Origin of the sequence: Arthrobacter sp. zg-Y877 (genome assembly GCF_030373105.1) — a bacterium.
Classification (GTDB): domain Bacteria; phylum Actinomycetota; class Actinomycetes; order Actinomycetales; family Micrococcaceae; genus Arthrobacter_B.
Window position 1 is genome coordinate 514776 of sequence record NZ_JAUCPU010000003.1, and the last position, 21918, is coordinate 536693.

General features: G+C 65.6%; 23 protein-coding genes. 11 read left to right on the forward strand and 12 right to left on the reverse strand.

Annotated features, from left to right (window positions below):
• Window positions 1–68: 68 nt before the first annotated feature.
• The 5 genes from mmsB to QNO03_RS09815 all read right to left on the reverse strand — a co-directional run bounded on the left by mmsB (window position 69) and on the right by QNO03_RS09815 (window position 5241).
• Entirely contained in the window at window positions 69–1271 is a 1203-nt protein-coding gene (mmsB, locus tag QNO03_RS09795; RefSeq protein ID WP_289603152.1) for a multiple monosaccharide ABC transporter permease, read from the reverse strand.
• Complete coding sequence (gene mmsA, locus QNO03_RS09800) at window positions 1268–2815, reverse strand: multiple monosaccharide ABC transporter ATP-binding protein (protein WP_289603153.1); 1548 nt, start codon at window positions 2813–2815, stop codon at window positions 1268–1270. The genes mmsB and mmsA overlap by 4 nt, the downstream gene beginning before the upstream one ends.
• Before the next feature lie 69 nt (window positions 2816–2884).
• Window positions 2885–4003 carry a multiple monosaccharide ABC transporter substrate-binding protein gene (gene chvE, locus QNO03_RS09805; protein ID WP_289603154.1) on the reverse strand — a complete coding sequence of 373 codons (1119 nt, stop codon included), beginning with the start codon at window positions 4001–4003 and terminating at the stop codon, window positions 2885–2887.
• 252 nt (window positions 4004–4255) lie between these two features.
• Entirely contained in the window at window positions 4256–4690 is a 435-nt protein-coding gene (locus QNO03_RS09810) for a VOC family protein (protein ID WP_229949324.1), read from the reverse strand.
• Between the two features lie 161 nt (window positions 4691–4851).
• The gene (locus QNO03_RS09815; protein ID WP_289603155.1) at window positions 4852–5241 is read right to left on the reverse strand and encodes a hypothetical protein; all 390 of its coding nucleotides are present in this window, start codon (window positions 5239–5241) and stop codon (window positions 4852–4854) included.
• 427 nt (window positions 5242–5668) lie between these two features.
• Here QNO03_RS09815 and QNO03_RS09820 point away from each other — a divergent pair, with 427 nt between their 5' ends.
• The 5 genes from QNO03_RS09820 to QNO03_RS09840 all read left to right on the forward strand — a co-directional run bounded on the left by QNO03_RS09820 (window position 5669) and on the right by QNO03_RS09840 (window position 9039).
• Entirely contained in the window at window positions 5669–7063 is a 1395-nt protein-coding gene (locus QNO03_RS09820) for an FAD-binding oxidoreductase (RefSeq protein ID WP_289603156.1), read from the forward strand.
• Window positions 7064–7235: 172 nt separating this feature from the next.
• Window positions 7236–7604 carry an ArsR/SmtB family transcription factor gene (locus tag QNO03_RS09825; protein ID WP_229949739.1) on the forward strand — a complete coding sequence of 123 codons (369 nt, stop codon included), beginning with the start codon at window positions 7236–7238 and terminating at the stop codon, window positions 7602–7604.
• Window positions 7601–8107 (forward strand): SRPBCC family protein, encoded by a 507-nt coding sequence (locus QNO03_RS09830; protein ID WP_229949317.1) that lies wholly within the window; start codon window positions 7601–7603, stop codon window positions 8105–8107. Before QNO03_RS09825 ends, QNO03_RS09830 begins: the two co-directional genes overlap by 4 nt.
• The gene (locus QNO03_RS09835; RefSeq protein ID WP_289603157.1) at window positions 8107–8592 is read left to right on the forward strand and encodes an SRPBCC family protein; all 486 of its coding nucleotides are present in this window, start codon (window positions 8107–8109) and stop codon (window positions 8590–8592) included. Before QNO03_RS09830 ends, QNO03_RS09835 begins: the two co-directional genes overlap by 1 nt.
• A 9-nt stretch (window positions 8593–8601) precedes the next feature.
• Complete coding sequence (locus QNO03_RS09840; RefSeq protein WP_289603158.1) at window positions 8602–9039, forward strand: VOC family protein; 438 nt, start codon at window positions 8602–8604, stop codon at window positions 9037–9039.
• Window positions 9040–9098: 59 nt separating this feature from the next.
• Here the strand turns inward: QNO03_RS09840 and QNO03_RS09845 are convergent, their stop codons facing one another.
• Window positions 9099–9992: a hypothetical protein gene (locus tag QNO03_RS09845; RefSeq protein ID WP_289603159.1), complete on the reverse strand. Its 894-nt coding sequence runs from the start codon at window positions 9990–9992 to the stop codon at window positions 9099–9101.
• A gap of 314 nt (window positions 9993–10306) precedes the next feature.
• Between QNO03_RS09845 and QNO03_RS09850 the strand changes: the two genes are divergently transcribed.
• Complete coding sequence (locus QNO03_RS09850; protein ID WP_289603275.1) at window positions 10307–11683, forward strand: amino acid permease; 1377 nt, start codon at window positions 10307–10309, stop codon at window positions 11681–11683.
• An 83-nt stretch (window positions 11684–11766) separates the two neighbouring features.
• Here QNO03_RS09850 and QNO03_RS09855 read toward each other — a convergent pair whose 3' ends face one another.
• Window positions 11767–12036 (reverse strand): hypothetical protein, encoded by a 270-nt coding sequence (locus QNO03_RS09855; RefSeq protein WP_289603160.1) that lies wholly within the window; start codon window positions 12034–12036, stop codon window positions 11767–11769.
• 127 nt (window positions 12037–12163) lie between these two features.
• Between QNO03_RS09855 and gluQRS the strand changes: the two genes are divergently transcribed.
• A complete protein-coding gene (gene gluQRS, locus QNO03_RS09860) occupies window positions 12164–13069 on the forward strand; it encodes a tRNA glutamyl-Q(34) synthetase GluQRS (protein ID WP_289603161.1) in 906 nt (301 codons plus the stop codon).
• Window positions 13070–13108: 39 nt separating this feature from the next.
• Here the strand turns inward: gluQRS and QNO03_RS09865 are convergent, their stop codons facing one another.
• Window positions 13109–14089, reverse strand: a complete 981-nt coding sequence (locus QNO03_RS09865; protein WP_289603162.1) for a GmrSD restriction endonuclease domain-containing protein — start codon at window positions 14087–14089, stop codon at window positions 13109–13111.
• A gap of 131 nt (window positions 14090–14220) precedes the next feature.
• Here QNO03_RS09865 and ppk2 point away from each other — a divergent pair, with 131 nt between their 5' ends.
• From ppk2 to QNO03_RS09880, 3 genes are all read left to right on the forward strand, one after another.
• On the forward strand, window positions 14221–15249 hold the full coding sequence (gene ppk2, locus QNO03_RS09870; RefSeq protein ID WP_289603163.1) for a polyphosphate kinase 2: 1029 nt from the start codon (window positions 14221–14223) through the stop codon (window positions 15247–15249).
• Between the two features lie 122 nt (window positions 15250–15371).
• Window positions 15372–16094 (forward strand): FadR/GntR family transcriptional regulator, encoded by a 723-nt coding sequence (locus tag QNO03_RS09875; protein WP_289603164.1) that lies wholly within the window; start codon window positions 15372–15374, stop codon window positions 16092–16094.
• The gene (locus QNO03_RS09880) at window positions 16091–16876 is read left to right on the forward strand and encodes an alpha/beta fold hydrolase (protein ID WP_229949301.1); all 786 of its coding nucleotides are present in this window, start codon (window positions 16091–16093) and stop codon (window positions 16874–16876) included. The genes QNO03_RS09875 and QNO03_RS09880 overlap by 4 nt, the downstream gene beginning before the upstream one ends.
• 79 nt (window positions 16877–16955) lie before the next feature.
• Here QNO03_RS09880 and QNO03_RS09885 read toward each other — a convergent pair whose 3' ends face one another.
• Genes QNO03_RS09885 through QNO03_RS09900 form a run of 4 tightly spaced genes read right to left on the reverse strand, consistent with a single transcriptional unit; the run spans window position 16956 to window position 20765 of the window.
• A complete protein-coding gene (locus tag QNO03_RS09885) occupies window positions 16956–18005 on the reverse strand; it encodes an L-idonate 5-dehydrogenase (RefSeq protein ID WP_289603165.1) in 1050 nt (349 codons plus the stop codon).
• 14 nt (window positions 18006–18019) lie between these two features.
• Window positions 18020–18793 (reverse strand): SDR family oxidoreductase, encoded by a 774-nt coding sequence (locus QNO03_RS09890; RefSeq protein ID WP_229949299.1) that lies wholly within the window; start codon window positions 18791–18793, stop codon window positions 18020–18022.
• A 16-nt stretch (window positions 18794–18809) separates the two neighbouring features.
• The gene (locus tag QNO03_RS09895; RefSeq protein ID WP_289603166.1) at window positions 18810–20213 is read right to left on the reverse strand and encodes a GntP family permease; all 1404 of its coding nucleotides are present in this window, start codon (window positions 20211–20213) and stop codon (window positions 18810–18812) included.
• A 30-nt stretch (window positions 20214–20243) separates the two neighbouring features.
• A complete protein-coding gene (locus QNO03_RS09900; protein ID WP_289603167.1) occupies window positions 20244–20765 on the reverse strand; it encodes a gluconokinase in 522 nt (173 codons plus the stop codon).
• A 133-nt stretch (window positions 20766–20898) separates the two neighbouring features.
• Between QNO03_RS09900 and QNO03_RS09905 the strand changes: the two genes are divergently transcribed.
• On the forward strand, window positions 20899–21876 hold the full coding sequence (locus tag QNO03_RS09905) for a hypothetical protein (RefSeq protein WP_289603168.1): 978 nt from the start codon (window positions 20899–20901) through the stop codon (window positions 21874–21876).
• Window positions 21877–21918 lie beyond the last annotated feature (42 nt).

Consider the following 21918-nt stretch of genomic DNA (forward strand, 5'->3'; position numbering starts at 1 on the left):
ACGACGGCGGCCCCTCCTTCGCGAGGCGGCCGCCGTCGTCGTTCTGGTTATGCGGAACCTGCAGGAACCTACCGGGCGCTGCGCCGGCGGCTGAACCCGAACGCGACCGCCGCCAGCAGCACCATGCCCTTGATGATCTGCTGCCACGCGGCGTCGACGGACAGGATGGACAGGCCCTGGTTCAGCACGCCCATCACCAGGCCGCCGATCACGGCACCGACCACCGTGCCGACGCCGCCCTGCACCGAGGCGCCGCCGATGAACACCGCGGCAATGGCGTCGAGCTCAAACCCTGCGCCGGCCCCGGCCACCGCACTGCCGGCCCGGGCGCTGTTGACCACGGCAGCGAGTCCAGCGAGGAAGCCCATGTTCACGAACACCAGGAAGTTCACCCACTGGGTCTTCACCCCGGACATCATGGCGGCGTTCAGGTTCCCGCCCATCGCGTAGATGTGCCGGCCGAACACCGTACGTCCCAGCAGGAACGAGTACGCCAGCACCAGCGCGGCCAGGATGATCAGGATGATCGGCATGCCGCGGTTGTAGGCCAGCAGATAGCAGAGATACATGATCGCGAAGACGGCCACGGCCATCTTGAAGACAAACGACGCCGCGCGCTCGCGCGGCAGGTCCAGCCGGCGCAGGTCCGCCCGCCCCTTGAGCTGCTGCGCCACCAGCGCAACCGAGGCCAGCGCGCCGATGCCCAGGGTCAGCAGGTCCGGCGTACCGGTGGAGGGCAGGGTGCCGGAGCCGATCGAGTTGTACGGCCGGGGCAGGCCGCTGATGGTGCCGCCGGAGAGCAGCACCAGCGCGACGCCGCGGAACACCAGCATCCCGGCGAGCGTGACAATGAACGCGGGTATCCCCACAAACGCCACCCAGAACCCCTGCCACGCACCGATCAGTGCACCCACCAGCAGCGAGAGCAGCACGGCCGACCACCAGGGCATCCCCCAGTTGTTCATGGCCAGCGCCGCAATGGCAGCGACGGTGGCCACCACCGAGCCAACGGACAGGTCGATGTGCCCGGCAATGATCACCATCACCATGCCGATGGCCAGGATCAGCACGTACGCGTTTTGCTGGATGAGGTTGCTGACGTTGCCCGGATAGAGGAGCCGGCCGCCGGTGAGCACCTGGAACAGCAGGATGATCACCACCAGTGCGGCGAGGATCCCGTATTGGCGCAGGTCAACCCGGCGGCGCTTCTTCGGTGCCGCGCCGGACGGCGGCAGGGGCGCCTTCGCCTGTTCTGAAGTAGTGGTGGTCACTGGACTTGAGCTCCTTGGGTCCTGGCGGCGGTCATGTGGCGCATCAGCTCTTCCTGGGTCGCCTCGGCCCGGGGCACCTCTGCCGTGAGGCGGCCTTCGGCGATGGTGTAGATGCGGTCGCAGAGCCCGATCAGTTCGGGCAGCTCACTGGAGATCACGACCACTGCTTTTCCCTGGGCCGCCATCTCGTTGATGATTCCGTAGATTTCGTATTTGGCGCCGACGTCGATCCCGCGGGTGGGTTCATCGAGGATCAGCACGTCCGGACCGGAATAGATCCACTTGCTCAGGACCACCTTCTGCTGGTTCCCGCCGGAGAGGTTGCTGACCGTCGAGGTGACACTCGGGGTACGGATGTTCATCCGCTGCCGGTAGTCGTCCGCCACGGCATATTCGCGGTGCCGGTCGATGACGCCCAGCCGGGCCAGTTTCCCCAGCGCCGCGGCGGAGATATTGACGGTGACGCTGCCGATCAGATTCAGCCCGTAGCGCTTGCGGTCCTCACTGACGTAGGCGAGGCCGTGCCGGATCGCCTCCCCCACCGTGCGCGTGCGGATTTCGATGCCGTCCTTGTAGACCTTCCCGGTAATGCCGGTGCCGTAGGAGCGGCCGAAAATGCTCATGGCCAGCTCCGTCCGGCCGGCTCCCATCAGCCCGGCGAACCCCACAATCTCCCCGGCCCGCACGGTGAAGGACGCGTTGTCCACCACCACCCGGTCCGGATCCACCGGGTGGTGCACGGTCCAGTTCTCCACCCGGAACTTCTCCTCACCGATGTGGGGTTCCCGGGGCGGGAACTGGTGGTCCAGCGGGCGGCCCACCATAGCCCGGATGATCCGGGTTTCGATGGCCTCGGTGTCCTCCACCGGGAAGTCGTCGATGGTGCGGCCGTCCCGGATCACCGTGACGGTATCGGCAATCGACCGGATTTCCTTGAGTTTGTGGGAAATGACGATCGAGGTGATGCCTTGGCCCCGCAGCTGGTCGATCAGGCCCAGCAGGTGCGCGGAGTCGTCGTCGTTCAGTGCCGCGGTGGGCTCATCCAGGATGAGGATCTTCACCTCTTTGGAGAGCGCCTTGGCGATCTCCACCAGCTGCTGCTTGCCCACGCCGAGTTCGAGGATCTTCGTGGCCGGATTTTCGTCCAGCCCCACCCGCTCCAGCAGTTTCACCGCCTGCAGGTTGGTTTTATTCCAATCGATCACCCCGCCGCGTGCCACCTCGTTGCCCAGGAAGATGTTCTCCGCGATGGACAGGTACGGGCTCAGTGCCAGTTCCTGGTGGATGATCACGATGCCGTCGCGCTCGCTGTCATTGATCGAGTTGTAGCTGACGGGCTTGCCTTCAAGGGTGATGGTTCCGGAGAAGCTGCCGTGCGGGTAGACCCCACTGAGCACCTTCATCAGGGTGGACTTACCGGCGCCGTTCTCGCCGCAGATGGCGTGGACTTCGCCGCGTTCAACATTCACCGACACGTCGTCGAGGGCGCGGATGCCGTTGAATTCCTTCACAATGCCGTCCATGGACAGGATGACGTCGGTCATATGGTTCTCGCTTCGGTACTGGGCGGTGGAGTACGGCGGCCATCCGCCGCACCCCACCGCAGCCGGGGATCAGAGGCCGACGTCGCCCGCGTCAAGGAAGCCGGAGTCCACCAGGGAGGACTGCACGGTGTCCTTGGTGACCACCTCCGGCTCGAGGATGTAGGTAGGAACCACTTTTACCTCGTTGTCGTAGGTTTCGGTGTCATTGACCTCCACCTCCTCGCCGGCCACGAGCGAGTCGATCATTGTTTCCACCTGGCTGCCGAGCTCCCGGGTGTCCTTCCAGACCGTCATGGACTGCATGTCCCCCAGCATCGCCTTGACGTTGGCGACGTCGCCGTCCTGGCCCGTGATGAGCGGCCAGTCCGTTCCGGGCTGGTACCCGGCAGCATCCAGGGACGCCCCGATGCCCAGCGCCAGGCTGTCATTCGGAGAGAGGACGACGTCGACTTTCTCACCACCGGTGTAGAAGGACTGCAGGCGGTTATCCATTTCCGCCTGGGCATCGGCCGATTCCCAGCCGAGAATGCCGATGGACGTCCATTCCTCATTGCTGGCCGGCGACTTGCCGGAGGGAACCACGAGCTGGCCGCTTTCCACGTAGGGCAGCAGCACATCCCACGCTCCGGAGAAGAAGAAGGCGGCATTGTTGTCATCCGGGCTTCCGGCAAAGGGCTCCAGGTTGTACGGGCCCTCCCCATCGGCCAGGCCCAGCTGCTCTTCGATGAACTCACCCTGCAACTGACCCACCTGGTAGTTGTCGAAGGTGGCGTAGTAGTCAACCGCTTCGGTGCCGTTGATCAGGCGGTCGTAGGCAATGATCTGCACGTCCTGGTCCTTGGCGTCTTCGAGCGTGGGACCGAGGGTCTCGCCGTCGATAGCTGCGACCACGAGGATCTTCGCGCCGCCGGCTACCTGGTTCTGGATCTGGCTGATCTGCTGGTCGGTTTTGTTATCGGCGTACTGCAGGTCAACATCGCAGTCTTTGGCCTCGAGTTTCTCCTTCAGCCCTTCGCCGTCATTGATCCAGCGCTCGAGGCTACGGGTGGGCATAGAGATACCAACGCTGCAGCTGGTGCCTTCGCCGTCGCCTTCACTTTCGGTGGAACCCGCCGGCGCACACGCCGACATGCCTGCCGCCAGGCCCAAAGCCAGGACAGCGGCCGAGAAATTCTTCATTCTGCTCATGCTGGAAACCTTCGAAAAGGATCCTGCCGCTGCGGAGCTTCCCGTTGGTGCCCGCCGTGCAGCGGGTAAGTGCGGATTCGTCCTTTGGCTGGATCGAGCGGATACAACGCTGTAGCGCCCTGTCGACGTCGACCGCGACTCCGACGATTTTGTAGGCGAGCACAACATATCGCCGCACCCGCCTGCAGACAAGAGAGATCAGCAACTAATTCCCGGGCAACTCTCCAGGTTCAGGCCAGCCTGGGGTGCCTGCTAGGAGTCCTCATCCTCGATGCTGATCATCCAGCTGGTGCCGAACCTGTCGGTCACCATGCCGAAGATGTCTCCCCACGGAGCCTTTTCCAGCGGGAGCGTCATCTGGCCGCCGTCGAGCAGCTTGTCCCAGTACCCGCGCAGCTCGTCACCGTTGTCGCCGCTCAGTGCGATGGCGTAGCCATTGCCGGAATCGGAGACCGCGCCTTCCGGACCCAGCATGCTGTTGGGTGTATCCGAGGCCATGAGCACAAAACCGCTGTCCGTGGTGAGCGTGGAGTGCATGATTTTGTTGCCCTCGGACGGGTCGTCGGACATGTTCATTTCCGCGAACGTGGAGCTTTCCAGCGTGCCGCCGAACACGTCGTGGTAGAACGACATCGCCTCGGCGGCGTTGTCCCGGAAGTTGAGGTAGGGGTTCATGTTCGAGGACATAACGGTCTCCTGACGGGGGAACGGATCGGATGCACCCGAGTATGCGCCGCCGTCCGTCCCGGTGGAAGCGGCCGGGCGTATTTCCCTGCCACCGCTTCCGGTCCCGTTCCAATGCCCCGTCGAGGAATTTTCGGCCGGTTATTTACCGGCTGGAAGCCCGGCTATTTACCGGCCGGACGTCCACGGACGGCAGACCACTCGCTGCTGAATACGGCGTCGCCCACCGGTTCCCATTCGTTCGTTTCAAACAGGGAAGCCACGGTGTCCCGGTTCAGGTCCGGGGCGCCGCCGTCGACCTCCGCCGTCGGATAGCAGACCCAGAGCGAACCGCCCGGTTCGACGGCGGCAGCGGCCGAGGCGAGATCGTGGGCCAGGTCCGCTGCGGATGCCACGAACAGCAGTACGACGTCGGCCGGGAAATGTCCGTCATCCTCGGCGAAGAAGGCGGAATCCGGCAGCAGCCCGGCCACCTCGGGGAAGCTCTTGGCACCGTAGACGGTGACGCGGTCGGCCGCTGAAAGATCGAACGGCTGGGCTGATTCGGAAGACACTGGGGGGGCTCCATTCCTGGGCACGAGACTCTGGTGGTACGGGCGGTCAAGAAGAAGTAAGCCGCCTTTCCTATTATTTCAGCCGCCGGGGCGGGATTGCCCGGTTTTCGCCCTCCCGAAGCATCAACTGTGTAACGACGGAAATCTGGCGGGTGACGTCCGGCACTTTTAGCCCCCGTCGGAACGGCCGAACCCCTCCGCCGGGAGGTTCTTTGTTATTCGCAGTCAGCCGAGCCCACCTCCTCCGCGGTGGGCCGGATGCCCCTGGTGTCCATGGAATTAGCTCCGCTGCTCTGCCACTTGCGGCAGCCCGGACCCTTGATACCGCCGCAGCAAAGGCGAAGAATTTTCACTAAAGGACGGAGCAGAGCCACAGGACCGGACACCATCCGGGCGTCCGGGCGCGGCCGTCCAAAGGTGGTATCCCATGGACCCCCAGCTTTCCCCCGACGCCGTAGCGGACCTGCGGGCGTCCGTGTCCGGTTCCGTCGTCCTGCCGCAGGACGAGGAGTACGACGACGCCCGCCGCATCTGGAACGGGATGATCGACGTCCTGCCCGCAATGGTCGTCCGCGCCGGCACCGTCGAGGACATCGCTCCCGTGCTGGCCTTTGCCCAGCAGTGGGAGCTGCCGCTCGCGGTCCGCGGCGGCGGGCACAATGTAGCGGGCAACGGGACAGTGGCCGACGGAATCGTGCTGGATCTGGGTGCGCTGCGCGATGTCGGCGTGGACCCGGACACCAGGTCCGTCACGGTGCAGGCGGGAGCCACCCTGGCCGACGTCGACGCCGCCACCGAACCGTACGGACTGGCCGTGCCCCTGGGTGTCATTTCCGGAACGGGCGTCGCCGGGCTGACCCTCGGCGGAGGTGTCGGCTGGCTGACCCGCGCGCACGGACTGAGCATCGACAACCTGCTCGCGGCCGACGTCGTCACCTCCGATGGCGAGGCGGTCCACGCCGACGCCAACGACCATCCGGAACTGTTCTGGGGGCTGCGCGGCGGCGGCGGGAACTTCGGTGTTGTCTCCTCCTTCACCTTCGCCGCGCATCCGCTGCCCGCACAGGTGTACTCCGGCAACCTCGGCTACGGGAACATGCATTGGCACCGGGCCCTCACCGCCTACGCCCAGTGGGTACAGGACCTGCCGGAGGAAATGACGAGCATCATCAGTTTCCTGGTGCCGCCGCCGGAGTGGGAATTGGGCGACCAGCCGCTGATGGTGGCGGGGTTTGTCTGGTCCGGTGCCGAGGAGGGTGCCGGCGTCGAGCTGGTGGACCGGCTGGCCGCTGCTGCGCCGCCCGACGCGGACCTGCGGGCGACGATGCCCTGGCGGTCGTGGCAGTCCTCCGCGGACATGCTCTTTCCACCCGGGGTGCGTGCGTATTGGAAGAACGCCGCGATCGACCGACTGGACCAGGCTGCCATTGACGCCCTGGTGCGTGCCGGCAGTGACCAGACGTGGCGGGGTACCGCGTTCGATCTGCACCACCTTGGCGGAGCCTACGGCCGGGTGGCGGAGGAGGACACCGCCTTTCCCACCCGGTCGGCTCCGTTCTGGCTGAATATCTACGGGTTCTGGGAAGACCCGGCCGACGACGACGCGCATACGGCCTTTATCCGGCAGGTCGCTGCCAGCGTGGAACCGTTTTCCTCGGGCGCGCAGTACGTGAACTTTATGGGCGCCGAGGATCCGGTGGCGCAGGGCACCGTCCCGTCGGTCTATGGAAAGGACAAACTCGCCCGCCTGACGGCTTTGAAGACCGCCTACGATCCGCAGAACCTCTTCCGCCGGAACCACAACATCGTGCCCAACGGATAAAGGCTGGACAATCGTCCCTGGTTGCCGGTTCGTACAACCGCCAACCGCCAACCGCCGGAAATTATTGCTGAACACCCTTGACCCGCCTTCCGCGCAGTCGTACCTTCGTAATCAACCGAAAGGTTGAACAACCAGCACCTTGATTACACATCGACAGAAGCTGACCCAGCGCATGGATTCCCACAGCGACGAACCCCTTCTGGACAGGGCCTTCCTGGCCTTGGCCGATCCGGCCCGCCGCCAGATCATTGCCCGGCTTTCCCGGGGCCCTGCCACGGTCAACGAATTGGCGGAACCCTTCGAGATCTCCAAGCAGGCCGTCTCGAAGCACATTCAGGTCCTCGAACAAGCGCAGCTGGTCACGCGCAGCCGTGACGCCCAGCGCCGACCCGTCCACCTGAATCCCGCACGGTTGGAGGCGCTCACCGCCTGGATCGGCCAGTACCGGCTGGTCCGCGAGGAGCAGTTCCGCAGCCTTGACGCCGTGCTTCGCGCACAGGCCGCCGCGAAAGGCGGCCCGCAGGCAAAGGATTCATCATGACGAATGCACTGCAGCTCACGGTCCCCGAGGGTGTCCCTTTCATAGATTTCAGCCGCGAAGTAGACTACCCCGTGGACCAGGTCTTCCGGGCCTATGCCGAGGCGGACCTTCTGGCCCAGTGGCTCGGCCCGCGCGGAATGAAGATGGACATCAACCACTACGATTTCCGCACGGGAGGCTCCTACAGCTACATCCACACCGGTCCGGAGGGAGTTCCCTATGAGTTCCGCGGCATCTTCCACACGGTGCGGGAAAACGAGTCCGCGATCCAGACCTTCGAGTTCTCCGGCTATCCCGACGTCACCAGCCTGGAGTTCATGACCCTGGAGGCGCTCGACGGCGGCCGCACCCGGATCTCCGCCCACGCGGTCTACCCTTCCATGGAGGCGCGGGACGGGATGGCGGCCTCGGGCATGGAGGCCGGCGTCGCCGAAGGGTTCGACCGGATGGAGGAGCTCCTCGCACAGCTCCAGCCGGAAGCGCTGCAGGGAAGGGGAGCGTGATGAGCAACCCACTGAACCTCAGCGCGCCGGCGGGCGAACCCTATATGGATTATTCCCGTGAGTTCGATTTCCCGGTCAGTGAAGTCTTCCACGCCCACACGGACCCGGAGTTGTTCGCCAGGTGGATCGGGCCGCAGGACCTCACCACCCGGATTGATGTCTTCGAACCTCGTACCAGCGGCGCCTACAGATTCGTGCAGTCCAGGGGCGAGGACGAATACGCATTCCGGGGTGTCTTCCACACTCTGCGCCAGGACGACTTCGTGCTGCAGACCTTCGAATTCGAAGGTTACCCGGACGTGGTGACGCTGGAGTACAGCACGTTCACCGAGCTGCCCGGCGGCAGGACACTGCTGACCGGCCGCTCCTTGTACCCGTCGGTTGAATCCCGGGACGAGTTCCTAGGCAACGGCATGGAAGAGGGCATGTCTGACGGCTATGACCAGCTGGATGCACTGCTCGGTTCCGTCCGGGCCGGAAGGTAGGTGCCGAGCATGGATTGGACCCTCGAGGTGGTAATTGTCCCGGTCAGCGACCAGGACCGGGCGATTGAGTTCTACCGCGACCAGATGGGCTTTAATCTGGATCACCGCACGTCGACCGAGCAGATGGACTTCGCGCAGCTCACTCCGCCCGGTTCCGGCTGCTCCATTGTGCTCGGGGATACGGGCTCCCAGCAGGGGATGGTGCCCGGCTCACTGCGCGGGCTGCAGCTAGTGGTTTCCGACGCGCAGGCCGCACGTCAGGAACTGCTGGACCGCGGCGTGGAAGTGGGCGACGTGACCGTTTTTGATGAGCGCGACGGCGGAACCTTCTTCAGCTTTGCGGATCCCGACGGCAACGCCTGGACCGTGCAGGAGATGAAGGTCCGTGCGGACAAGCCCCTGATTCCGCAAGAAGCCCGGATCAGTTACGGCATGGAGCAGGCGTAGGCATGGAGTAAGCCAGCACCGGCAGGACTTCCCGTATCGCTGGAAGCCCTGCCGGTTGCTTACTGCGCGGCCCAGTAAGCGCGGTCGTCGTTGTCCAAGGTGAAGGTCGGCTCGACGAAGATCTTCGCATCGGCAAGCGCTTCTGCCGGAACATCCATGCAGACCTGGTATTCGGCTACGCCACCCTTCTCCAAGGTAGGAACGTCATAAGTTTCCTTCTCCAGGGCGACCGTGCACGTCGAAGGATCGTACTGGCGGGCATCAGCTCCAATGAACTTAGTCTGCAGATCGATCCAGGGGTTGCCCTCCCCGTCACCGCTGTACTGCACAGCGAGGTCCACCAGCACATACTGGCCCTGCGGGGCCGCGTTGTAGGGGTTTACCGCCGCAATCACGTCGCCTGCGTTCGTGTTTACTGCCGAGACGGTGACGCTGTAGTCGCCTACCTCCGCGGCGGTTCCGAGCGCTGCTTCTTCCCCAGAGGAAGCTTCCTTCTCTTCCTCGGAGCTTTCGACGACGCCGTCCGCCCCATCCTCGATCGATTCGACGGTGTCATCAATGACCTTCCCGTAGAAAGCCTGCGTCGCCAGGACTCCCACCAGGGACAGGACTACGAGGATGAGGGCCGCAATGGACATGCCCTTGGACCGGGAACGGTTCTTGACGGAGATAATCAGGGCCGGAATGGCGAACCCGAGCCCGATCAGGCCCAGGACAAACACGAGGTTGTTGACGAAGGGGATCCAGCACAGGAGCAGGGAGACAACACCGATGACAAGGGCGGTGATGGCAAGTCCCTTCCCCGCGTCCGGGTTGCCGGCCGGTTTGCCGAAATTGGTCTGGCCCGGGCCACCCGCGCCGGGTCCTGCCATTCCCGGGTCGGCCGGAAAGGGTTGTCCGTCCGACGACGGCTCCCCGGAGGGCGGATAAGGCGAATGTGTCGTGTTGTCCATGGTTTCTCCCCATTGATGAGTGCATAAGCCGGTGCCTAGCAGCGCCTGCGAAGGCGCCGCGCACCGACTGTGCGAGTGTTCTGCAAGACCGTGTTCGGCCAATGAGCAGAACTTAGCTGCCCCCTCTGACATTTTTGGGTTGAGGGCCTCCACCCTCCCCGTCCTTCCCGCCTGAAAACGGACACGCCGCCGTCGGGCGTAATATGGATTGGCCCCTAAATCGGGCTTACCTCCCCATTCCAAGGTGCGTTTTCTTGAAGTCCTCCTTTACCCAGGCGTTGGCCCGCGGGCTGAATGTCCGGCACATCCGCTTCATGGCGCTCGGATCGGCGATCGGCACGGGCCTGTTCTACGGGTCGGCATCGGCCATCCAGTCCGCCGGCCCCTCCGTCCTGCTGGCCTACATGATCGGCGGCGCCGCCGTGTTCCTGGTCATGCGGGCGCTCGGCGAGATGGCCGTACGGCATCCGGTGTCAGGCTCGTTCGGCCACTACGCCAGCCGCTACCTGGGCCCGTTTGCGGGGTTCATCACCGGCTGGACCTTCGCCTTCGAAATGGCCATCGTCGCGATTGCCGACGTCACGGCCTTCGGCATCTATATGGGCTTCTGGTTCGAGGACGTTCCGCGCTGGATCTGGATCCTTGCCGTGGTGTTCCTGATTGCCGCCCTGAACCTGATGCGGGTGAAGGTGTTCGGAGAAACCGAATTCTGGCTCTCGCTGATCAAAGTCGCCGCCATCATCGCCATGATCGTCGGCGGAGCGGTGATCGTGGTGTTCGGCTTCGGGCTGCCCGACGCCGCCAACCCCGGCCTGGACACGATGCTGGGTTCCGGAGGGTTCTTCGCCAACGGCTTCTGGGGCCTGCTGGCATCCTTCTCGATCGTGATGTTCGCCTTCGGCGGCATCGAGACCATCGGCATCACCGCCGGCGAAGCGGACGACCCCAAGAAGGCCATCCCTGCCGCAGTGAACACCGTGCCGGTACGCATCCTGCTCTTCTACGTCTGCGCCCTGGGCATCCTCATGATGATCTTCCCGTGGCAGGACATCAACGGCGAGACCAGCCCCTTCGTGCAGATCTTCGATACCCTCGGCATCCCCGCCGCGGCGCACATCCTCAACGCCGTGGTCATCACCGCCGCAATCTCGGCCATCAACTCCGACATCTTCGGTGCCGGCCGCGTCCTCTACGGACTCTCGCAGGAAGGCCAGGCGCCAGCGTCGTTCGCAAAGATTTCCCGGCACGGCGTGCCGTGGATGACCGTGGCGACCATGGCCGTGGTGCTGCTGGCCGGCGTCGTCCTCAACGCCCTGTTGCCCGAATCGCTGTTCACGATCATCGCGTCCATCGCCACCTTCGCGACCGTGTGGGTGTGGTTGATGATCCTGCTCTCGCACATCGCGATGAAGCGGGAGATCAAGCGCCGCAACCTCCCGGCGTCGGAATTCGGTGTGCCGTTCTGGCCGGCCGCGTCCTACGCGGCGCTGGCCTTCATGGTGTTCATTGTGGTGCTGCTCGGCATCATGCCGGAGACGCGCGTGGCCTTGATCGTCGGCGCCGCGTGGATTGTCCTGCTGTTCGCGGCCTACCGCCTGTGGGTGCGCGGTAACGGACGGCTCCGCGCGGAACTGGTCGATGAAACGGACGACGCCGGAACATCGGGCGCCGCTGAACACCGGGTCAGTTGAGCGCCGGGTCCAGTTGAGCACCGGGTCTAGTTGAGCCGGGCAGCGCTAAACACGGCGTCTCCCGTCCCCCTCCCCCGGTCCGGCTACCCCGGGAGGGGGCTGGACGTCCTGCGGGAAGACGGTCCCGCAGCAGGGAACCGGACCGTCCGGAACAGTGCAACACTGAACGCGCCAAAGCGCAGGGTGATCAGCGGCCAGTCGATCTTGGCGGGTTCCGGTTCCGGGCGTGACGCTCCAGGCTGTGGTTGTTCCGACCGTTCCCGCAGTGTCCACCGAAGGCTGTTCCGCCGTTCCACCTCGGCTGTCCGGAGCCGGTGTTCCATCTGGGCAAGTTCAAGTTCCATAAGTCCCATACCGGCAACGCTAGGCACCGCATCCGGGGCGGGCCATGCCCTTGCGGACACGTGCGGTCCGCAAGGAAACTGCCGCGGAACGGGGAGTACCGAAGGGGCCCACGCAACACCCGAATAGACTGGGGGTGTGCCTCCTTTCTCCGCAGCCGCCGGCCGCTTCGCCCCCAGCCCCACCGGCGAACTGCATGTGGGAAACCTCCGCACGGCCCTGCTGGCGTGGCTTTTTGCCCGCAGCACCGGCCGCAGGTTCCTGCTGCGGATGGAGGACCTGGACCGGGTACGCTCCGGAGCCGACGCCGCACAGCTGCGCGACCTGGCCGCCGTCGGGCTCGACTGGGACGGCGACATCCTCCGGCAGTCCGAACGCACCGCCCTCTATCTGGACGCCATCGCGGAGCTGCGCGGCGCCGGACTGGTGTATGAGTGCTTCTGCACCCGGCGCGAGGTAGCCGAAGCGGCGTCAGCCCCGCACGCCCCGCCCGGAGCCTACCCCGGCACCTGCCGACACCTCACCGAGGAACAACGCGCACAGCGACGGCTTGAACGTCCCGCCGCGCTGCGCCTGCGCGCCCAGGTGGACCAGTTCACCATTACCGACGAGCTGTACGGCAGCTACACCTCGGCGGTGGATGACCTGGTGCTGCTGCGCAACGACGGAGTCCCCTCCTACAACCTCGCGGTGGTCCTGGACGATGCGCTGCAGGGCATCGACCAGGTGGTGCGCGGCGACGACCTGCTCAGCTCGGCTCCCCGGCAGGCGTACCTCGGTTCCCTGCTCGGCCTGCCGCCGGTCAGCTATGCCCACGTTCCGCTGGCACTGAACACTGCGGGGCAGCGGCTGGCCAAACGCGACGGCGCCGTGACCCTCCCGGATCTGGCGGCCGCCGGACTGGACGCGGACGCCGTCCGCACCCTGATCCTCGGCTCCCTGGGGCTTCCCGGGAATCTTCGCGACGCCCTGGCGGAGTTTTCCCCGGACCGGATTCCGCTGGAACCGTGGACCGTCGATCCCGCCATGGATCTGCGGCACTGACTTTTGTACCACTGACCGGGGAACCCGGGGGCTAGCGGGTCAGGACGTGCAGCCGACGCCGTCGCCGTCGCGGTCAAACTTCGGATCCCAGCCGGCGTCCCCCGGACGGATCGGTGCCACGCCGGCTGCCTTCACGGCGGTGCAGTTGGCATACGCGACGGGTCCGCCGGGAGCTGCGGGAACGGCAGCGGGCTCCGCGGCCGGGGCACCGGCACCGGCAGCTGCGGCCGCAGAAGCAGAGCCTTCCCGCAGCGGAACCGGTTCCTCCGGACAACCGGACAACACGGCGGCGATGGCATCGTGTTCGGCCTGCGTCATCCAGAGCCGGTATTCGGCTTTAACCGCCGTCTGGCGGGCGACGTATTCGCACCGGAAGGCCTTGTTCGCGGGCAGCCAGGTGGCGGCGTCGCCGTCGGACTTGGCGCCGTTCGCCGGACCATCGGCGGCCATGAGGTTCAACGGGTCATTGGCCAGCTGCCGGCGTTCCTCGGCGGACAGCTGCTGGGCGCCCTTTTGCCAGGCATCGGACAGGGCCACCACATGGTCGATCTGCACGGCCGTGCTGGTGGTGTTGCCGCGGACAAAGGCAATGGTTGCTCCCGTATAGGGATCCAGGAACGTCCCCGAGGCAACCACACACTCCTTGGTTCCGTCCTTGTAGACGATGTCCACGAGATCCCGGGCGAGGATGTCGTTGCGGGTGTCGCAGCCGTTGCGGTCCGTATCGGCCCACGCCGGCCCGAACTGCTCACGGTCATAGCCGGTTTTCGGCGCCCGGCCCTTGATCGGTATGCCCGCCAGCTGCTCCAGCGCGGTGCCTTCCGCCACCAGGTCGGCGGGCGGGGCGGCGGGATCGGACGGAGGTGCCGTTTCCGTGGGAGGTGACGGCTCGACGTCGGCGGGCCGGGTGGTGGAGGACGGAGCCGGCGCGGAACCGGTGTCAGCGACGGGGGTGCAGCCGACTGCGCCGAAGGCAAGCAGAGCAACGAGGGACAAAGTCTTGGTGCGTAGTGAGGTCATCGCCCTCCATTATCGGCGGCGCGGCCCCGGGTCCCGCTCAGGCGCGCCGCCCGCGGCGGGAGCCGGAACCCTCTTCCAACCGGCGGCGGTGCCGCGTAAATTCGGAGAACCAACCCTGCAGTGGAGATGCCATGGCAACCAATAAGAACAGCACCAAGGAACTTTCAACCCAGCGGCCAGCAGCCGACGGGGCGGCAGCGGACGCGCCCGATCTGGATGGGGAGCGCGTGGTGGTTTCAGCGGACTACGCCCAGGAACTCGACGAGCTGCAGGAGCTGAAGAAGAAGGGCAAAAAGCTCAAGATCGACGTCGACGACGACGCCTGGCGGCAGAACTACCCGTACGACACCAAGCTCAGCCGGCGGACCTATGACCGGCAGAAGCGGCGCCTGCAGATTGAACTGTTGAAGATGCAGCTGTGGGTCAAGGAAACCGGGCAGAAGATGCTCATCATCTTCGAGGGCCGTGACGCCGCCGGAAAAGGCGGGGCGATCAAACGGTTTGACGAGCACCTGAATCCCCGCGGCGCACGGGTGGTGGCGCTGGAGAAACCCACCTCCGAGGAGCAGACCCAGTGGTATTTCCAGCGGTACATCCGGACCCTGCCCAGCGGCGGGGAGATGGTGATGATGGACCGCTCCTGGTACAACCGGGCCGGCGTCGAGCGGGTCATGGGGTACTGCACCCCGGCGCAGTATCTGGAGTTCATGCGGGAGGTTCCGGAACTCGAACGCATGCTCGTCAATTCGGGCACGCTGCTGTACAAATTGTGGTTCTCCGTGGGCCGGGCGGAGCAGATGGCCCGGTTCGCAGCGCGTGAAACCGACCCCGTCAAGCAGTGGAAGCTCTCCCCCACCGACCTGGCCAGCCTGGACAAGTGGGATGCCTATACCGAGGCGAAGGAAGCCATGTTCTTCTACACGGATACCGGGGACGCGCCCTGGACCGCGGTGAAGTCCAATGACAAGAAACGTGCCCGGCTTGAGGCGATGCGCCACGTGCTGAACACGGTGGACTACCCGAACAAGGACTCATCCATTGCCCATGCCCCGGATCCGTTGATTGTGGGACGCGCCTACAACCACTTCGAAGAGGACGATGAACCGCACGGCAGTTTCCCCGTGGTGAAACCGCAGGGCAACGGCACCGTCCCCGGCTAACGTTGGAACGGCCGCGCCCCGAGGCCAGTGCTGGAAGCTCGCCCGGGTGTGCGACGGCGGTCACACATGCGTGGATAGAATACAAAGGTGATTTCTTCCGCCGTGATGACCCGGCAGCCCGCATGAGTTCGCGGCTGCACAACCTCGTTATTGAAACGGTGGGTATGCGGATCATCTCCGGTGAACTTGCTGCCGGAGACACCATGCATTCGGAACACCTGGAAACCGAACTGCAGGTATCCCGGTCCGTTGCCCGCGAAGCGGTGCGGGTGCTGCAGTCCCTGGGCCTGGTGGAGTCCGTCAAACGCGTGGGCATCCGGGTTCTTCCCGCCGCCCGCTGGAATGTCTTTGACCCCACGGTGATCCGCTGGCGGCTCGCAGCCTCGAAAAAGGGTCTCCAGCTGCGCTCGCTGACGGAGCTGCGCTCCGCCGTCGAACCCGCTGCCGCAGAGTTGGCCGCCGTGCATGCCCCCGCCGAACTGTCAGCCGAGTTACTCACGGTGGCGGCGCAGATGCGGGCAGCCGGCCAGGCCGGAGACCTGGAGCGGTTCCTGGACCTGGACATCCGCTTTCACGGGTTGGTGCTTGCCGCTTCGGGCAACGAGATGTTCGGCCAGATGCAGTCCATGATCGCCGAGGTGCTGCGCGGCCGGACCCATTACGGATTGATGCCCGACCGCCCGCATGAGGAAGCCTTGGAGCTGCACATGGATGTCGCCTCTGCGATCCAGGCCCACCATCCCGAGGCGGCACGGAACGCGATGGACCAGATCATGCGCCGGACCATGGACGAAGTTGGTGCCGTCTGGGCACACGAGCCCCGGATCTTTGAGCCCCTGCCGTGATCGCCCGCGAGCTGGGACACGGCAGGCCGCTGGTACTGATACACGGTTTCGAGCTCGACCACCGCAGCATGCTGCCCCTCGAAAGCTCGTTGGCTGACAGTCCGTGGCGGCGCATCTACCTCGACCTGCCGTGGACCGAACAGGCGGTTCCCGGACCGGTCGCCAGCGCACAGGACGTGGCCGACGGCGTCGTCAGTGAGCTTCGGGACCGGCTGGGAGACGAGCCGTTCGCGATCATCGGGCATTCCTTCGGCGGCATGGTTGCCCGCCATGTGGCGCACGCGATGCGCAGCCAGGTGCTCGGGCTGGCCACCCTCGGGGCGGTCTTCACAGCCGACCACCGCAAGCGGGTGCTCCCCGCACGCGAAGTCATCTCCGCGGCTCTTCCGGACCTAACAGCCGATGATGACTTCCTGGAAATAGCCGTAATCCAGACTCCGGGCACCCTCGCGGCCTTCAACGAATTTGTCCTTCCCGGTCTTCGGGGGACGGATCGGCAGGTGACCGAGCGGATTGCCGCGGACTACGCGCTGCGGTGGGAGCCGGAGACAGCTCATTCGGAACCGTTCGAGGCGCCGTCGCTGCATATCTTCGGCCGGCAGGACCACGTCACCGGATACGAGGACGGTCTGGCGCTCAGGGACCACTACGTGCGCGGAACGTTCGTAGTGCTCGACGCCGCAGGACACCACCTGTACATGGAGCGTCCCGCCGCAGTCTCGGTGCTCGTGGATGACTGGCTGACCAGCTCCCGGGCACACGCGCCCGCTCTCCCCCAGTAGCCGCTACCCCGCCGGGGAAACCCGGTACTCCTCCTCGAGAGCCGGGTTGCCTTCCCGCTTCGGGGCAGTTGACGGCGGATCAGGCGCCGAAGCGCAGCAGCACCTTCCCGCTGCGGGAAGCATCGCGGGCCGTATCGAACGCTTCGAGGGCATCCTCGACGGCAAACTCGTGCGTCAGAACGGCGTCGGCCTGCAGGCTGCCGTCCGCCAGGGCGGCAATGACCGCGTCAATCTCGTCGTTGAACCGGAACGAGCCCACCAGTTCCAGTTCCCGCGTGATCGCCAGCGAGATCAGGGCCGGCTGCTCGCCCGAGGGCAGCAGCCCGACCATTACCACCCGGCCGCCGCGGGTGGCTCCCGTGACAGCAGACATCAAGCCCCGGTAGCTCCCAGACGATTCAAAACAGATATCCGCATCGACCTGGGCAATGGCCTCGGCGTCCGTTGCCGGCAGGCTGCGGTCGGCACCCAGCGTACGGGCGATGGCCAGCGGTCCTTCGTGCATGTCGGTCGTGATGATTTCCCCGGCTCCGCGGGTCCGCAGCACCGCCGTAATCAACGCGCCGATCGGCCCGGAACCCACCACCAGCACCCGTTTACCCCGCACATCGCCGGCACGGGACACCGCATGCCAGGCCACTGCGGCGGGTTCCACCAGCGCAGCGCGGCGGAGCGGCAACTCGGCGGGCAACACCCGGAGCATCCGTGCCGGCAGGTTCACATACCGGGCAAAGGCACCGTCGGTGTGGGGAAACCGTGCCGCGCTGCCCAGGTACGTACACCCGGGAGAGAGATTCGGCCGGTCCTCGGGATACCGGGTTCCGTCTCCGGGTCCCGGCGTGGCGGGGTGCACGGCGACGGCGGTCCCGGCGCCAGGGCCGGTCCCGTCCGCCGCCGGCGCGAGCACCCGTCCCACGACCTCGTGGCCGAGCAGCATGGGCGCCCGCAGGATAGACTCCCCCGCCGCTCCGTGCTGCCAATAGTGGAGGTCGGATCCGCAGATGCCGCCGTACGCAATTTCGACGACGGCTTCGTCAGCCCGTGCGGCAGCCAGTGCCACCGGTTCCACCCGCATATCGCCGGCGCCGTGGGCGACGACGCCGAGGGTGCTGGTTGGCAGTTCGGTCATGGCAGGGTGTCCTTTCAGACCACGGTGGTCATGCCGCCGTCGATGAAGACGACCTGACCGTTGACGAAATTCGACGCGTCCGACGCCAGCCAGAGCGCCGGGCCCACAATGTCCTCCACGGTTCCCCACCGGTGCGCCGGGGTGCGGCCGAGGATCCAGGAATTAAATGCCTCATCATCGACGAGGTTCTGCGTCATTTCGGTGTGGATGTAGCCCGGGGCAATCGCATTGATCTGCAGCCCCTCCCCCGCCCACTCGGCCGTCATGGCCCGGGTGAGATTGCGGATCCCACCCTTTGACGCCGTATACGGAGCAATGGTCGGCCGGGCCAGGTCCGTTTGGACCGAAGCGATATTGATGATCTTGCCGGCACCCCGCGGAATCATGTGCCGTGCGGCCTCGCGGCCCACCAGGAACGCGCTGGTCAGGTTGGTGCGGAGCACCCGTTCCCAATCGGCCACGTCCAGGTCCAGCATCGGTTCGCGGTGCTGGACGCCGGCGTTGTTCACCAGGATGCTCAGCGGCCCGACTTCGCGCTCCACCCAGGCCACGCCGTCGGCCGCTGCCTCCGCATCGGTGACGTCGAAGCGGCGGGCGAAGATCCGGTGCGCGCCGAACTCTGCCGCGAGCTCCGCGCGGGCTGCCTCCAGCCGGTCCGGATCCAGTCCGTTGAGCACAACGACGGCGCCCGCGGCGGCCAGGCCGCGGGCAATCGCATGGCCGATGCCGCGGCTGGACCCGGTGACCAGGGCGACCCGGCCGGAAATATCAAACAAGCTGGCATTCATCAGCAGTACCTGTCAGCTAGAACTGCGCGGCGACCAGGTAGATCACCAGGGCAAAGACAAAGCCAATCACGCCGATCAGGGCCTGGCCCACGGTCCAGGTCTTGAGGGTGGTCTTGGTGTCCATCTGGAAGAACCTGCTGACCAGCCAGAAACCGGAGTCGTTCACGTGTCCGGCGAAGACCGAGCCGCCGGCAAGTGCCAGGACAATGGCCACCACCTGGACCCCGTTGAAGTCCGGGTTGTCCAGGACCACCGGCTGCACCAGGGCAGCGGCGGTGGTCAAGGCAACGGTGGCCGAGCCCTGGGCCAGGCGGACGATGGCGGCGATGAGGAAGCCCGCCACAATAACGGGCAGTCCCACCGCATCCAGCGAATCGGCGATGGCGGTGCCGATGCCGCTGGCACGCAGCACGCCGCCGAACATACCGCCGGCGCCGGTGATCAGGATGATGGAACAGACCGGGCCGAGGGCACTGTCCACAACGGTCTCGATCAGCGAGGCGTTCTTGCCCTCACGGCGGCCGAGCAGCCACATCGCCAGGAAAACGGTGATCAGCAGGGCAACAGGGGTTTCACCCAGGGAGCGGAGGACCTGCACCCAGCCGGTGTCCAGGGAGACGACCTCGGCGGTCGCCAGCATGTTCAGGCCGGTGTTGAGGAAGATCAATACGAACGGAAGCAGGAGCAGCAGCACGATGGTGCCGAGCTTGGGAGCGGAGCGGAATTCAGACTCCGCCGACCCCTTAGGTGCGTCCAGGATGGAGGGCACCGGGATGTTGAACTTGCGGCCCAGGAAGGTGCCGAAGAGGTAGCCGGCCAGGTACCAGGTGGGGATGGCGATAAGCAGGCCGAAGATTAGGACCAGGCCGATATCGGCACCGAGCAGGCCGGTGGCGGCCACGGGGCCCGGGTGCGGGGGCACGAACACGTGCATCACGGAGAACGCCGCGGCTGCGGGGAAGGCGTACGTCAGCAGCGAGCCACCCATGCGGCGGGCGACGGTAAAGATGATCGGCAGCATCACCACGAGGCCGGCGTCGAAGAAGATCGGGAAGCCGAACATCAACGAGGCCACCGAAAGGGCCAGCGAGGCCCGCTTCTGTCCGAACTTGGTGATCAGCGCGTTGGTCAGGACCTCCGCACCGCCGGATACTTCAAGCATCCGTCCCAGCATGGCGCCCAGGCCCACCAGCAGCGCGACGCTGGCCAGGGTGGTGCCGAAGCCGCTCAGCATTGTCGGCACCAGGTCGGCGGCGGCAATGCCGGTGGCGACGGCGGTCAGCAGGCTGACCGTGATCAGCGCCAGGAACGCGTGGATACGGAACTTCATGATCATCACCAGCAGCAGCGCGATGGCTGCGACGGCGACAAGGAGCAGGCCGGGAGTACTCAACGTCCAGTTGAGTTCTAGGTCGGTCATCTTCGTCCTATCTGGGGTACGGCGCGGACGTCAGCGTCCGGCAGTGGTGAGTGCCGCAGCGACGGCTGCGGCAATTTCAGTTGGTGTGAGGTGAATGTCCACCGGGATCCCTGCTTCATCGGCAGCGAGTGGTTCCAAGGTTTCGAACTGCGAATCGAGCAGGGTGGCGGGCATGTATTCGTGGTTCCGGCGGGACAGGCGTTCGGCAATGAGGTTGCGCTCACCGGTCAGGTGCACAAACCGGGTTTCCGGTGCGAAGGAGCGGATGAGGTCACGGTACCGGCGTTTCAGCGCCGAGCACGCGATTACGGTGGATTCCCCGCGGGCGAGTCCGTCGGCGAGGGCCGTGCCGATGGCGCGAAGCCAAGGGTCCCGGTCCTCGTCGGTCAAGGGGTGCCCGGCAGCCATCTTTTCCTTGTTGGCAACCGGATGCAGATCATCCCCATCAATGAACGGCAGGCCCAGGGCTTCGGCAATGGCCCGGCCGGACGTGGATTTGCCGCTTCCCTGCACACCCATAACGATCAGCGGTGGAACACCGGACAGCTGCATGGCTGCACTCCTCAGACACGTCGTTGGATCTGATCTTGTGTGACCAGGCAGACAATAAATCAGATTTTTCCTCCACAAGGTAGCACAGTACGGGGTCTGGGTTTCTGTCATCCACAGTGGGAGCGTTGAGCCCATGATCCGCACGGTTGCTTCCCGGTCAACTGTTCAGTCCCGGTTCCGCCGGCGCCGGACGGGCGTTGCCGTCAGCGCCCTGACAGTGGGGCTGGCGGCTGGTCTGATGGGAGGCTTCCTCACCGGAGACACTGTGCAGGGAGGCACGGTACAGGGGTCGACGTCGGCGGGCGCACCGTCGGAGGGTTCGACGGCGGCGACGGATTCCCCGACGGAACGGGCAACTTCCGGCCTCAGTGCAGAGCTGTCCGCCAGCAGGTTGTTCGGGGCCGAACCCACCGTTCTGCTGAAACTCTCGAATTCGACGCCGGAGGTGGTGGAGGTCGCCGGCGCCCGGTTGCTCTCGGAAGGCTATGCCGAGCCGCAGCAGTGGGTGCCCGCACGCCCGGAACCGGTCCGGTTGCGCTCCGGAGCAACTGTGAGCCTGCCGGTTCCCCTGACCGGTCCGGCCTGTCCGCCGGATGGTCCGGATCTCCGTCCCGCTGTGGTCTCCATGGAATTGTCCACCGGCGTCCTGGAACTGGCTGCGGCCGATCCCCGCGGCGACTTCTCGGCACTGCACTACCAGGACTGCCTGCGGCAGGGCATGGCCGCCGTCGCCCGTTTCGTTCCGCAGCTGGAGGTGGCACCCAACGGCCGGACCGCCGTCGTCCGCGTCCTGATTCAACCCACCGGCACCGGCACCGGCACCGGCAGTATGATCCTGCACCGGATTGATGCCACTCCCCTGCTGGCACCGGCGGGTCACCCCTGGCCGACGGAAACCACGCTGAACAGCATGGACGGGCCACGGGAGCTGGTGCTGGGCGTGGCGCCCCAGCGCTGCGACGCGCATGCACTTGCGGAGGACAAACTGGGGACCTATCTGCCCCTGACCGTGACGGCGGCTGGATACTCGGGCCAGGTCCGCCTGCCGCCTCCGGACGAATTCACGGCTGCGGTCTATGGCTTCGTCCAGACGGCCTGCGCCGACCAGTAGCCGAACAACAAAAAGATGAGTTACACGCAGATCACGCCATTG